Origin of the sequence: Polynucleobacter sp. VK25 (assembly GCF_018687355.1) — a bacterium.
In the GTDB taxonomy this organism is placed as follows: Bacteria; Pseudomonadota; Gammaproteobacteria; order Burkholderiales; family Burkholderiaceae; genus Polynucleobacter.
The window spans coordinates 1,217,257-1,230,568 of the sequence record NZ_CP061288.1; the positions used below are offsets into that span (position 1 = coordinate 1,217,257).

Genomic DNA, 13,312 nt, shown 5'->3' on the forward strand with positions numbered 1-13,312 from the left:
TCTCTAAATAAAGGTTAACGTCTAAAGCCACTCATATGGCCTCCGCCAAATCCGCCAGCATGGCCGCCTCCACCACCGCCGCCACCGCCAAAGCCACTCATGTGGCCACCGCCACCGCCGCCGCCGCCAAAGCCACTACTAAAGCCGCCCATGTGACCGCCGCCAAAACCACGTGAGCGGTCTTGGTTGCCATCAAAGCGGGCTTGTTCACGCAGAGCATTCTCTTGGGCAGCCTCACGATACATATTGGGATTCGTTCTGTCCATCTGAGCATCATTGCGCGCTTCCTGATTTAGTCGCGCTGCCTGATTTCTTTCATCTGGTGTTGCATCCCTCTGAAAGGCATTATTGGCGCGCTGGCCATCCATTCTGGCGGCCTGCCTCTCCTCTGGAGTGGCTTTATTTCTCCAATCATTCAATAAACGTTGCTGGTTGGCAATGTTTGCTGGTCCGATAATTGCACGAGAAGGTATACGTCCAGATGCATTGATATTGGTAGAGTTGATCGTCCCATTATTCCAATTGGGCTGCGTCCAAAAATCATCGCCGATCATAAAGCCCACACCAAAAGTCATCAGACCCCAAGCAGGGTCATAGATTGGGTAAGGCGGGTACTCTGGATAAGGCCATGGCCCATAAACTACCGTTGGGTTATAGCTTGGGATGTAAACCACCTTTGTACTGGCTGAGCTAATCACAACATTTCCGCTTGGATCAGTCGTTACGTTAATTTGTTTATTAGATTTCAGAGTACCAGCATTAACGGCCATCTTTCTGAGGGCTTGAACAGCTTTCATGGTATCCGAGGCTTGGAGCTTATATGCATTACCTAAATTCTGGGTCCACTCCAATTTTCTACCCATCATATTGAAGGCTTTGGGAAATGACATTAAAGATTTCACACTGTCGTTCCAAGATTGTGACTTGAGTGCATTTTGCAGATCGCTACCAGTCAATGCAGCATTGTTAATTCGCCAGTTATATGCCTCTGCAATTTCCAGTGGATAGGTTGATGCTAGCAACATCAGCGAGAGCAAAGCATCGGGATACAGCGCTATTGGCGAAACCAAGGACTGCAATTGCTGTGAAGAGATGGTTTGCGGGCCGGCATTGTAGTTTGCGTTCTCGTTGTAGCCCGGGTTACCATAACCTTCAGCCTGCAGATAACCCTGAGAGTAATAATTTCCGCTGTATTGATACGGGCCAGGATTCATCACGCATCCGGCAAGGAGAGAGCCAAAACCGATCGTTGCTAGCGTTCGCCATCCCGCTTGTTTATTCAACGCAGAAATACTTTGTTGACTTGTCTGTTTCATATCTGCCTCAGCATTGATCTATATAAATAACGCACTAGATTCGTCTCACTTTACTACTTTGCTTTGGATGGGCTCTAACCCGGTCTAAACAAATAGCCAGAGCGAGCCTTGTCGCGACGTCTCCTGTAAAGCGCACCAACCAAGGCAAGCAAGGCCCAAATAGCCAAGAACGGATCGAGCAGGTAATCCCAAAGATTGGCTGATTCGTGCCAATGGGCTGCCCAAGCAATAATAGCGATAGCAATAATCCAGACGCCCTTGCTCCAGTTCTCCAAGCCACAGACCAGAGCAAAAAATAATACCCCCACTAGAAATGCAATAGATCCATACCCCCATGCATAAGGGTCGGTCATGCCTAAACCTAAGGCGAGGGGATAGAAACATAAAGCGATGATTGCTACTACAAACTGAAAGGCAATTGGCGTAGGTTTACCGGAAGGCAGCAATGAACTCCATAGCAATAGCGTCAAGACAATACTGAGATCACCAGTAACACCGCGGACATAGGCAGCTAAAGGTAAATCCATGCCCATTGGCCAAAATAGGATGTTCCCAATCAAGAGAACGAAAAATACTTTTGCGGCAAACGGAAAAGAATTCGGAGAAAACTTTTGTAAAACCCAAATACACACCACCGCACAGGTTACCGATAACTCTAGTAGAGCCAAGGTTTGCATGAATGAATTCATTGTTGCGCCTCCTGACGAGATGCATCCACCCCAAGTGCTTGCGCTTTATTGAAGGCCTGCTTTAACCAAGCGCCAGAAAAATAACGATGCCGAATCTTCTTGCGATCCCAGGTGTATACCAAATGCGCATCATCACCATCAACCGTTATTAAATATGGGTATGAAAATTCTTTGCGCTGAGCATCAGGCAAGGCTTCATCATCCTCCAAGACTTCAACGGTTTGCCATTGGCCAGATTTAACATCGCTCATCAACAGAACCAAACGATAACGGCCATGCTCAATATTATTTAAAGCCAAAAGACGAATGCCGCTATTAAGCGCAATGCCAGCAACTGCAGCATTCGGATTGGCGATTAGTAAATCTTCTGACTGTTGCCAACTTTGACCTGAATTTTGGGTGTGGCTAACTGGAATTTGTTTTGGCAAACCTGCGCTACGCGTCTGCCGAAAATAAGCACTGGCATCTTGCGCATCATTTACAAACACAATTGGCTGGATTGAACTACGGCCAGAGCTCATGCGACGCTTATCGATCACTTGCCCTGCATCTATCCTGAGGAACTCTCCAAAGCGCCCTATCCACTCGTGATAGGCAGGCAAACCTAGTAGCCCGTCAGCATAGGCAATGCTAGGAGATTTAACGAGAGTACTTAAATTCAACAAGGGGGAACTGATCAAACGCTGTGGATTACTCCACGTCAAACCTTCATCGTCAGAAGTCATGGCAGAAATAGAGCTACCAGCCCACCCACCAATAGAAACTGTTACAAAGAATAATTGCAAGCGTCCATCAGCTAATCTCGCAGGGACAGGGTTACCTAACTTGGCTATGTAGCGTGAAAGACCCTTCTCCGCACTAATGCGATCGACCACAAGAGTAGGCGCACTCCAGTTGCTTGATTTTGCGTCATAGACAGCACTATAGATGGATACATCTGCAGCGCCTTCACGACTACCGGCAAACCAAAATGCTCTGACTGCGCCATCTTTTAGGGCAATCATAGATGCCGCATGAACAGAAGCAGCCCCTGTGTCAGGCAGCCAATTCGACTGAGGCGCTGGAATGTTGGCCTTGATTACACCTTTGGACTTAGCCACTACAGGCTCTTCTGCAAGCTCTTCCACCTGCGGGGAGGAAACCATAAACGGCGCCCAAACTGGACGACTATCAATATGCAGAAAACCAATCACTGCGGCAAGCAATAAAAAACAAAGGGCAATGACGCGACTCATCTACAAACATCCTTAAGGTTTGATACATCCGGATTAGAGGCTGGTGTAGAAACTAAATACTCAATAACAAATAAATGTTTGCCGAGCTGCCCCATGAGCATCTCCTGGATTTCAGCATTGGAGTGACGGGCCCTCATTTCCATTCTTTGCCCAACAATCTGACAAGAATCACAGAGTTCTGGCAGGGAACCTAAAGGTGCATGCACTGCTACCAAGGGATAAGCAGATGTCAAGACCGCAATATCGCCAGCATCTTTAGCTAAATAACCATGTAGCTTTGTGCCTGGCAGCAGCAATCGATATTCTTCATCTTTGGCACGATAGTCACAAGGAATCCACACGTCCTTGCCTTGCAACTGCATCATCGTTTCTGCAGAGTAGCGACCTAAACGCCCCTCCAATGGAGCAAGACTGCTGGTCAAAGCGCAATAGACCAAAAAGCAAGCTGCCAGTGACAGTGTTTTTGTTTGGCTCGATTTAAATAAACCAATCAATATCAAAAGCAAGCTGCCTGACATCAAGACCCAATGGCAATTGGAGTAAGTCCATGTTCCTGCATCCCCCATAAATTGGGAGAGCTGAAGATTGGTGCCAATCCAAAGTAAGAGCGATACCACCAGCAATTGCAAAAGCAATGCAATACGGAAACCCCATAAAGGCAATCGATCCCAATAGAGAGCAATCAGTGCTGCAAATGCTGGCATCACCGGTAAAAGATAACGGCCAGATCGTTGGCTAGGTAAACTAAACACAATAAAGAATGCTGCAATCAATAGCAGCAGGAGGACTTCCTCCAAACTCAGAAATCGGCGAGCACGCCAGCACTGCAGCAAACTCGAAATCAATACAAAACTAAATAAACCGGCATTGGCTATCGTAGTGAGTATTAAGAGCCAAATGCTGTCACCACCCCGCAGCAGATCCATCAGATAGCTCGACTGACGGGCTGCAAACTTACCGGCATTCTCGCCCACTACAAATTCTTTCCAAACGGCTTCAGGGTTGGGGTCCAAGGCAAACCACAAGGCAAATACACCAAGAGCAAGCGCAGCGATGAGGATGAGCTTATAGAGATCCTTAATGATGACCTGAGGAATACTCCACTGTCGCCAGCGCCAGTAATAGAGTCCCATAGCAAATGTGGCGGGAACAATATAGGCAAAAGATTTAGCAAATAAGGCAGCCCCTAAACACACCCCCGCCATGAGTGGAAAAAAGAGTTTGGATTCAAATGCACTCTTACCCCAATACAAAATCGCGAAAAATGGCAGTGATATCCAAAACACTTCAGGAGGGTCTGCCAGAAACGGTCGCCCATAGCGATAGGTCGCAAAAAAGGAAAGCCAAACTAAAGCAGCCAATATGCCCGTTTGCGTTTTTCCGCTGAAACGTCGTACAGCCAAAAATAAGAAAAATGCCGTAAGACCGGTATACAAAACACTAGGCCAACGTAAATGAGCTAGAGACCATTCACTTGCCCAATGGGTGCTGGCAATACCCTGCCAAAAAATGAGCGGGGGCTTTGTATTTTTGATGCCATCCATCTCAGATTGAAGTGGTAGCCAGTGCCCTGCATCTGCCGTCATCCGCACGATGTGCATATAGGGGTACTCGTCACCATTTTTAGGGGCAAATCGGCTATCCAAGCCATAAAGATAGGTAAATACACCTAAAAGGAGTATCAATACAGCAGAACGATAGGAAAATGTACCTCGCATACCTATAGTTTATAGGGCTTACCAGAATCTCGAATAAAAACGGCAATCAGCGGATTTTTGAATGAGCTTATGAAAAATGCGTCTGAAATCAATGCCCTATTTCAGCCGTTCCTTGATTAAGATGCTAGCAAAGCAATATGTAATTGATTACCTAGAAATATTCTGAATGGAGACAGATTTTATGCGAGCAAAGTTTTTAAAACCCGCAGTCTTATTGTCGATCTATATTGGCATAAGTCATTGGAGCGGCAGCGCTCTTGCACAAAATACCGATGCAAGCAATTTATACAAACGCGGTCTTGCTGCTACCTGTGCCAATTGCCATGGAACTGATGGAAAAGGTGTGGTTGATGGTGGAATGCCGTTGATCAATAACCTCACTAGCGAACAAATGCTAGCTCAACTGAAGGCATTTAAATCTGGTGCGCGCGAAGGCACCATCATGCCCCAACTAGCTAAAGGCTATACAGACGAGCAACTCGAAACCATCGCTAATCAACTTGGCAAGAAATAATAAGGAAGCACATCATGGATCGTCGACACTTTATTGGGAACAGCGCGGCTGCCCTCGGTTTACTCGCTGGCTTCTCAGGCCAAGCTAAGGCTAATTTACAAAAAGCAGAAATCCTTGTCATTGGCGGAGGTTATGGTGGCGCTACTGCTGCCAAGTATTTACGTCTTTTTTCAAACAACACCGCTAAGGTGACTTTGATTGAACCAAACCCCACTTTTATTTCCTGCCCACTCTCAAACTTAGTGGTGGGTGGCTCACGCACTCTATCTGAATTAACCAGCTCTTACGACAACCTCAGCAAACGTCATGGGATCAAGATTATTCAAGATAGCGTGACCAGCATGGACCCGGACAAGAAAACTGTCAAACTGGCTTCCGGGAAAACCTTGCGCTACGACAAGGCGATTGTTTCACCTGGCGTTACTTTGATGATGAACAGCATCGAAGGCTTGTCCCAAGCAAATAAAGCAGGCGTTACTTTGCAAGCCTGGAAAGCAGGCCCTGAAACCACTGCATTACATAAGCAACTTGCCTCCATGCGTGATGGTGGCACTTTCGCCATCAGCATTCCGGAAGCACCATACCGCTGCCCCCCTGGACCTTACGAGCGCGCGTGCCAAGTTGCAAACTATCTAAAACAGAACAAGCCAAAATCTAAGGTTCTGATTTTGGATGCCAACCAAGATGTCACATCAAAAGGTGCACTGTTTAAAAAGGTATGGGCAGAACAGTACACAGGAATGATCGAGTATTTACCAAAGCACAATGTCACAGCAGTAGATGCTAAAACCAAAACTGTCAAACTTGAGGTTCAAGATGATATTAAGGCGGATGTTTTAAATCTACTGCCTGCAATGAGTGCTGGTGAGATTGCTGTAAAAACTGGCTTAGCGAACTCTAATGGCCGCTGGGTCAATGTGAACTTCCTAAACTTTGAATCAACTGCACAAAAAGATATTCACGTGCTGGGTGACTCTATTCAAGTAGCTCCCGCCATGCCCAAATCAGGGCATATGGCTAACCAGCACGCCAAAGTTGCTGCAGCAGCTATCGTGGCAGAGCTGAGTGGCTGGGAAGTAAATCCTGCGCCAGTTCTTACTAACACTTGCTATAGCTTTGTAAATGACAGGGAAGTTGTTCACGTTGCCAGCGTGCATCAGTACAACGCTGCTGAAAAGACCTTTAAAGCCGTCCCAGGGTCCGGGGGACTCTCGCCGGCCCCCTCTACTTTGGAAGGTGTTTATGCCTGGGGTTGGGCCCACAATATTTGGGCTGACAGTTTAGGTTGATCAAGGTCAATACTTCTAAAAAAAGAGGCCTTAGCGCCTCTTTTTTTGTTTACACCGCTCGATAGATACCTATACTGAGCAAAATATATTAAAAATGGAGGCTTAATGAACATGACCCCTACCTCACCCAAGGATGCATCTAAATTAGAGGACGCCATTGAGAAATGGACCGTGCCCATCGGTAATTTATTTGTCTCTTTGTTTCATCGAATTGCGTTATTTGGCATTGGTGCAGCAACCGTTTGGTCAGCCGCTGTTGCATTTCTTGGGATGGCAAGCAAGGGCTCGGCATCGATTGAAGATCTTCTCCTGCTTTTTATCTATTTAGAAATTGGCGCGATGGTAGGCATCTACTTCAAAACCAACCATATGCCCGTCCGCTTTTTGATCTATGTCGCTATCACGGCAGTTACTCGCCTCATTATTGATCTAGTCAATACCAAGCATGAAGCAGACCTACCCATACTCTATATGGGCTTAACTATCCTGATACTAGCCCTAGCCAATGCCGTAGTTCGTTACGCGTCGTTTAAATTCCCGAGTAGAGCTGGCGAGAGTGAATAAAGTTTTATAAGAGGGGCTCTATAGCCCCTCCCTCACCGTCATCAAATTGATAGGGGTGAATACCTCTATTTAAACAATTGCGCACGTAATCAATGCTAGTTCGCAAGGAGTAATAATCACTGGAGAGGTGTTTTGAGACCTTCATATTCAGAGCCTGATACTCAAGCAAATTAAGCCTTTTCAAATACTCATCACGCTGCTCATTGTTAAAGCCATTTAGCAACTCTTGTTCCAACGCTTTTAGCGAGCTATATAAGCGATGAATCTTATTTTGCATGCGCTTGGCACGATATCCCGGGAGAGCCTGCAAAATTGGATAACCCAAAATACAAAATGGCAGCAATATAAATACGAGACGGTTAATTAACTCTGCCAGCCAAAATGGGAAATAGGCCGACAATAGAGGGTAGTTATTTTTCTCGTAATGAATTGCCACCGGACTTTCAGGCAGCATTGAATCCTTAAAGGATGGAAACTCTCCGCGATCAGAGAAGAAGGATTCCTTCCCATTAATCTCTCTAGCAGCCTCTAGAAAAAGAAATTGAATGGCAGGATGCATGCGATCATCAATCAATATATTGGTTGTCGTTGCCAACATCTTCATATCAGTTGTTGGAAAGTTACGCGCCAAATTAAAAGCCCCCTGGGGGATATGCAAAATACTTAGGTAAGGCATTAATTTGGCATAGGCTGCCGCACGTTTAAAAGTAACTAAACGCAATGACTTGTCATTTAGCAAACTTTGCACATTGGGCGCCTCGTAAGAATCTACGATAAAGGCTCCGTCAATCTCACCTTCCTGGAGCGCCTTCACTGCGTCATGCCCAGCAAGTTTAAGAACTTGCACTCCTTTTTCGTAGCCAGCGGCCTTCAGTATTTTGGTTGATTGCGCATAAGTACCGCTACCCTCAACTCCAACGGAAATCTTTTTATTGGAAAAATGTTGAAGTACGACGCCAATTGACTCGGACTCGGTAGACTTTAGCTCCGGACCTCGATAAAAGAACCAAATAGGATCGTAGGCAATTGCACCCAATGACTGAATGCCGGTGACTTCTTTGGCGTGGTCCACCCCTGCTTGAACAAATGCTACCTGAACGGGGTCATTCCGATCCGCCAAGCGATCAATATTTTCTTGCGCCCCTGTTGTGGCCACTAACTCTAGAGTAATTCCCTTTTCCTTGAAAAACTCTACATACTTTTTCCCAAGGTCTTCATATGAGCTACCGGCAGATCCAGTAGCCATGAGAACATGCCTTGGAGGCGGCGGGTCTGCATACCACCAAACACCCATCAAAATAGTCAACAAGAGAATCAGTAGCGGCCAAACTTCTTGCAAAAATTGGGTGAAGTCATACCAACTCTGCTGGGCACTCTCAGAAAGCCCTAAAAATGTGTCCTTGACGTCTTGCTTAAAGCTTCCCATATGCTACCGATCGGCAAATTTCGTTAAAGGTAATGATAATGCGCTTATTCTGATACTTTCAACCGAACTTTGAATACCCCTAAACATGATACTTCTTAGAAAATCCCAAGAACGTGGCTATGCCGACCATGGCTGGCTGAAAAGTTTCCACTCTTTTTCATTCGCTGGCTACCACGACCCCCGCTTTATGGGCTGGGGGAACCTCCGAGTCATTAATGAGGATCGCATAGCCGCAGGAATGGGCTTTGGGAAGCACAGCCACCGCAATATGGAAATTATTAGTTATGTACTGTCTGGAGAATTGGCGCACGAGGACAGCATAGGGAATGTCAAAGGCATACCACCTGGAGATGTCCAGCGCATGAGTGCGGGTAGCGGCGTAACGCATAGCGAGTTCAATCATGCCAAAGATCAAACCACCCATTTCTTGCAAATCTGGATAGAGCCTAATGTATTAGAAATTGAGCCCAGCTACGAACAAAGAACAATCCCAGCAATCGACAAGGCTGGGCAACTGCGAATTATTGCATCCCCCACTGGAAATGATGGTGCCGTGAAAATTCATGCTGATGCCATGATATACGCCGGACTTTTTAATGGTGTTGATACAGCGTCCTTAGAACTAAATCCAAACCGGAAGGCTTATGTTCATCTCATTAGCGGTACGCTCGATGTTAATGATCGGCCACTTCAAGCGGGCGATGCTTTGCTGATTGAGAATGAAAGCAAGTTGGAAATACAAAATGGCAAAGGCGCCGAAGTCTTAGTGTTTGACCTCAGCGCCTAGGGATTGCGTGTTATTGAATTAATCTAATTTAATTTTAGATTTTTCAATCACCACTTTCCATCTAGCAATTTCAGTGTTGTATAGATCAGTAAATTGCTGAGTATTCATCGGTGCAATCTGAACGCCCGCCTTCTGAAAACGCTCCTTCATTTCTGGAGTATCCAAGACTTTCAGTACTGAATTATTGAGTGCTTGCACGATGTTAGCTGGCGTTCCGGTTGGAACAAACATTCCTTGCCACAAAGCCATCTCGTAGCCCTTTACGCCCGCTTCTTGCATTGTTACCAATTCAGGCGCACCGCTAAAGCGTGCTTTACTGGTTACCGCTAACGCCCTTACCTTTTCGCCCTTGTACAAAGGAAGTCCTACCGGCATGCCAGCAAAATAAAAATCAATTTGACCGCCGACTAAATCGGTAGCTGCTGGTGAGCCGCCTTTATATGGAATGTGAATAGCCTGAGTACCGGTGGTGGCTAAAAATAATTCCCCTGCCATATGATCTGAATTGCCGATTCCAGAAGAGCCAAAACTTAACTTACCTGGATCAGCCTTCAACATCGCAATTAAATCAGCTACATTTTTAGCGTTGGAATTGTTGTTCACAATCAAAATATGGGGAGTAGCTGCAACACCAACCACGGGTAACAAGTCCTTTTGGCCATTAAATGGCAGTTTTGGATTAGCTGCCACATTGATGGCTAGGCCATTTTGTGCAAACAAAACGGTATAGCCATCTGGGTTGCTTTTTGCAACAGCATCAGCCGCCAGACTCCCGGCCGCACCACCGCGGTTCTCCACAATGATGGGTTGCTTTAACGCAATACTTAAATCATTAGCAACGATCCTGCCAACAATATCCGTTGAACTGCCAGGCGCATAACCAATCAACATCTTGATTGGTTTATCTGGGTAAGCCGCCAGAGCTGGACCCGCTAACACTGGAACTACTACTGCACTTATTGCTATGTTTTTTATTAATTTTTTAAACATATTGTCTCCTCCAGTAATTTGGTACTTTTTTAAAACCGTAAAACAGGGATGCCACATTCCTGCGCGCAACTATTCAATGTCTCCAGCAACTCAGGTGAGAGTGGGATGCCACGTTTCATTCTGTCTGCCATTGTCTTTGCTGCGCCCTCACCCGGAACACGAATTTCATTTACCCCCGGCAAAGTTGATGAGCCCTTAAGATCCCCAACCAAATCAATCACACGTTGAATAAAGGCGTCTTTATCGCCAAACGCGCTTGGATCAACAGCAATAATCGTTTGACCAGTATTGGTAATTAAATCATGATGGGCGTTGAAGTCAATCGTACCCTTACCAACGGCAGCATTGTTTAAGGCGCCCGCCAACAATCCAATCATGACAGCCAGACCATACCCTTTATAGCCACCGATTGGCAATAAAGAGCCTTCTGAAGATTTTTTAGGATCGGTGATGGGGTTACCCTGACGATCAATCATCCAACCCTCGGGAATAGAATCCCCTTTTTGTGCTGCCACTTTGACTTTCCCATACGCGGCCACGGTAGTGGCTATGTCCAGCAACACAATCGGGTGATCTCCCGACGGAACTGCAATTGCAATAGGGTTGGTGGAAAGCAATAGATCAATTCCACCCCAAGGCGCCATATGATTTGCATTGCCAACAGCCATATAGATGCCAATATAGCCCTGCTCCGCTAACTTACGAACGTAGACTGACGCAGCGCCAGAGTGATTTCCATAGTGACTGCCAATCCAACATACGCTATGTTGTTTTACTTTTTCAATCGCTAGATCAACGGCCTTGTTCATCACCAAATGACCTAATGCGTTATCACCGTTAATCAAAGCAGTAGCGCCTTGCTCGCGCTCTATATGAATATTGGGATGCAAATTGATGCCGCCAGCCCGAATTCTTTTTAGGTATGCGGGCAAGCGAAAAATTCCATGGCCATCAGCGCCAACCAGATCAGACTGCACCATCAGACTTGCAGTGATGTCTGCATCACTTGCAGGTACTTTTGCTGATTGAAGTGCACTCGAGATAAATCGCTCGGCGTCAGCTATGGATAGATAATTGATCATGACTTAAACCTCTGAGCTCGCTTTAAATTCCATACTGTAGACATACTTGTTCTCTGGATGATGCGTTACTGTTACTTCAAATAATTTATCCTGATCATCAAAATAGCGCCGAATAATGACCAGACATGGAGCTTCGGGCTTGATGCGCAGCTTTTCTGCAATTTCAATGGATACCTGCGAGGCAAATACATCTACCTCCGCCCTCTCGATGCGAGCACCATACTTCTCCTCAATCTGTTCATACACCATTACCTGAGTATGCTCTGGATCTTTTGTCAGCGAAGCAAACTGGGGCAAGATGTAAATATCCGTCCAGGCAATCACTTCTTCAGCTTGTTGACGCTTTCGAATTCCGCCAATGTGATACCAAGATGAGCCAACTGGAGCCCCAACAATCTGACTTAGGGGCTTATCTAATTCTATAAACTCTTCGACCATATTCTGACGATAGGTGTCGCGGGAGTAACTCAGGATATCTATTGGGGAGTTGTAGCTTTGGGTGAAACGACGCAAGCGTCTTCTAGATACCACCTTCGTAGGTGCGCCTTGATGGCGATAAATAAGGCCATTGGCCTCAAGAATTTGCAAGGCATGTCGCAGCGTATGCCGGCTAGATTGAAAATCCCGACAAAGATCCGCCTCGGCAGGCAAGACGGAGCCCACGGGCCAATCACCGTTATAAATTCGCTGCTCTAGCGTTTTTGCTAGAGATTTATATAACGGTGATCGCTGAGTCAATTTAAGAAAGTCCAAACATTTTTTTACCTGCGACTGGCAAGCGCGCTTTCAGAATGTCGCCAGATAAAGATTCGGTAATGTAGAGATCTTTGCCATCTGCACCACCAAAACACATATTAGCTAAGTGATGGTGATGTGGGTTCTCAGAGTAGATCAGGTGAGTTGGCAACATATTGTTATCAAATCTCCAGATACCAATACCGAGGTGACATACCAACAGACCATTCTCTGAATCCATCTCAATACCATCTGGACCTGCAACACCGCCTGTTAGCTGAATCGCTACACCAGTCTTAGAAACAGAACCATCAGCCATCAAAGGCAATCTCCAGATTTGCTGTGATCTTGTAGCGGCTACAAAAACATGCTTTTCTTGAGTATTCAAGGTAATGCCGTTAGGGCTTGGCACATTTAGCGCCAGACGATCCAATTGACCATTGGCACGCAATCTAAATACGCGACCTGTTGGGTCAGCAATACCAGTCTGTCCTTGATCAGTGAAATACAGATCGCCGTTAGAGGCAAAGTGCAGATCGTTCAAGCCTTTAAAGTTTTCGCTATACATTGAACCTAAGATGGTTTCAATTTTTCCAGTTTTCGGATCTAGCGCTATCAAGCCTGCTTTGTAGTCACAAATAAACGCGCGGCCATCTTTATGAAACTTCAAGCCGTTTGGCCAACCATCGTATTGCGTAATTAGTTCCCACTCGCCCTTGGTGTCGATACGGAAAATACGGCCAAAGGGAATATCAACAAACCACAAATTACCTTCGCGATCGAATGATGGCCCCTCTAAAAAGCACTCTACTTCTGCGCCTTGACGATTAGGGTCAGACCAGCCAGTACGGGATTTCTTGCGGAATTTCTCGGGCATGGTTGAAAAAACTTCCGTTTTAATTTTCTCAACGGGCTGGAAGGGGTTATGCATCGTCATGGGGCGTCTCCTGAGGTAAGTTATACGGAT

General features: G+C 46.0%; 13 protein-coding genes. 4 read left to right on the plus strand and 9 right to left on the minus strand.

The window, feature by feature from the left end:
• Nucleotides 1-14 precede the first annotated feature (14 nt).
• The 4 genes from AOC21_RS06150 to AOC21_RS06165 all read right to left on the minus strand — a co-directional run bounded on the left by AOC21_RS06150 (nucleotide 15) and on the right by AOC21_RS06165 (nucleotide 4,958).
• On the minus strand, nucleotides 15-1,316 hold the full coding sequence (locus AOC21_RS06150) for a DUF3300 domain-containing protein (protein ID WP_215391135.1): 1,302 nt from the start codon (nucleotides 1,314-1,316) through the stop codon (nucleotides 15-17).
• A gap of 74 nt (nucleotides 1,317-1,390) precedes the next feature.
• Entirely contained in the window at nucleotides 1,391-2,005 is a 615-nt protein-coding gene (locus tag AOC21_RS06155) for a hypothetical protein (RefSeq protein ID WP_215391136.1), read from the minus strand.
• Nucleotides 2,002-3,240 (minus strand): exo-alpha-sialidase, encoded by a 1,239-nt coding sequence (locus tag AOC21_RS06160; RefSeq protein ID WP_215391137.1) that lies wholly within the window; start codon nucleotides 3,238-3,240, stop codon nucleotides 2,002-2,004. Before AOC21_RS06160 ends, AOC21_RS06155 begins: the two co-directional genes overlap by 4 nt.
• Nucleotides 3,237-4,958 (minus strand): glycosyltransferase family 39 protein, encoded by a 1,722-nt coding sequence (locus AOC21_RS06165; RefSeq protein WP_215391138.1) that lies wholly within the window; start codon nucleotides 4,956-4,958, stop codon nucleotides 3,237-3,239. Before AOC21_RS06165 ends, AOC21_RS06160 begins: the two co-directional genes overlap by 4 nt.
• A 181-nt stretch (nucleotides 4,959-5,139) precedes the next feature.
• On the opposite strand from AOC21_RS06165, the gene AOC21_RS06170 reads away from it, so the two are divergent.
• The 3 genes from AOC21_RS06170 to AOC21_RS06180 all read left to right on the plus strand — a co-directional run bounded on the left by AOC21_RS06170 (nucleotide 5,140) and on the right by AOC21_RS06180 (nucleotide 7,325).
• A complete protein-coding gene (locus AOC21_RS06170; protein ID WP_215391139.1) occupies nucleotides 5,140-5,472 on the plus strand; it encodes a c-type cytochrome in 333 nt (110 codons plus the stop codon).
• 14 nt (nucleotides 5,473-5,486) lie between these two features.
• Complete coding sequence (locus AOC21_RS06175; RefSeq protein ID WP_215391140.1) at nucleotides 5,487-6,761, plus strand: NAD(P)/FAD-dependent oxidoreductase; 1,275 nt, start codon at nucleotides 5,487-5,489, stop codon at nucleotides 6,759-6,761.
• A 105-nt stretch (nucleotides 6,762-6,866) separates the two neighbouring features.
• Nucleotides 6,867-7,325, plus strand: a complete 459-nt coding sequence (locus AOC21_RS06180; RefSeq protein WP_215391141.1) for a phosphate-starvation-inducible protein PsiE — start codon at nucleotides 6,867-6,869, stop codon at nucleotides 7,323-7,325.
• 4 nt (nucleotides 7,326-7,329) lie between these two features.
• Here AOC21_RS06180 and AOC21_RS06185 read toward each other — a convergent pair whose 3' ends face one another.
• On the minus strand, nucleotides 7,330-8,751 hold the full coding sequence (locus AOC21_RS06185) for a TAXI family TRAP transporter solute-binding subunit (RefSeq protein WP_215391142.1): 1,422 nt from the start codon (nucleotides 8,749-8,751) through the stop codon (nucleotides 7,330-7,332).
• An 85-nt stretch (nucleotides 8,752-8,836) separates the two neighbouring features.
• On the opposite strand from AOC21_RS06185, the gene AOC21_RS06190 reads away from it, so the two are divergent.
• Nucleotides 8,837-9,538: a pirin family protein gene (locus AOC21_RS06190; protein WP_215391143.1), complete on the plus strand. Its 702-nt coding sequence runs from the start codon at nucleotides 8,837-8,839 to the stop codon at nucleotides 9,536-9,538.
• Nucleotides 9,539-9,556: 18 nt separating this feature from the next.
• Here the strand turns inward: AOC21_RS06190 and AOC21_RS06195 are convergent, their stop codons facing one another.
• Genes AOC21_RS06195 through AOC21_RS06210 form a run of 4 tightly spaced genes read right to left on the minus strand, consistent with a single transcriptional unit; the run spans nucleotide 9,557 to nucleotide 13,282 of the window.
• Complete coding sequence (locus tag AOC21_RS06195) at nucleotides 9,557-10,528, minus strand: tripartite tricarboxylate transporter substrate binding protein (RefSeq protein WP_215391144.1); 972 nt, start codon at nucleotides 10,526-10,528, stop codon at nucleotides 9,557-9,559.
• A gap of 29 nt (nucleotides 10,529-10,557) precedes the next feature.
• Nucleotides 10,558-11,610 carry an Ldh family oxidoreductase gene (locus tag AOC21_RS06200; RefSeq protein WP_215391145.1) on the minus strand — a complete coding sequence of 351 codons (1,053 nt, stop codon included), beginning with the start codon at nucleotides 11,608-11,610 and terminating at the stop codon, nucleotides 10,558-10,560.
• Between the two features lie 3 nt (nucleotides 11,611-11,613).
• Nucleotides 11,614-12,348: a GntR family transcriptional regulator gene (locus tag AOC21_RS06205; protein WP_215391146.1), complete on the minus strand. Its 735-nt coding sequence runs from the start codon at nucleotides 12,346-12,348 to the stop codon at nucleotides 11,614-11,616.
• Nucleotide 12,349: 1 nt separating this feature from the next.
• A complete protein-coding gene (locus tag AOC21_RS06210) occupies nucleotides 12,350-13,282 on the minus strand; it encodes an SMP-30/gluconolactonase/LRE family protein (protein ID WP_251371470.1) in 933 nt (310 codons plus the stop codon).
• Between the last annotated feature and the right edge of the window lie 30 nt (nucleotides 13,283-13,312).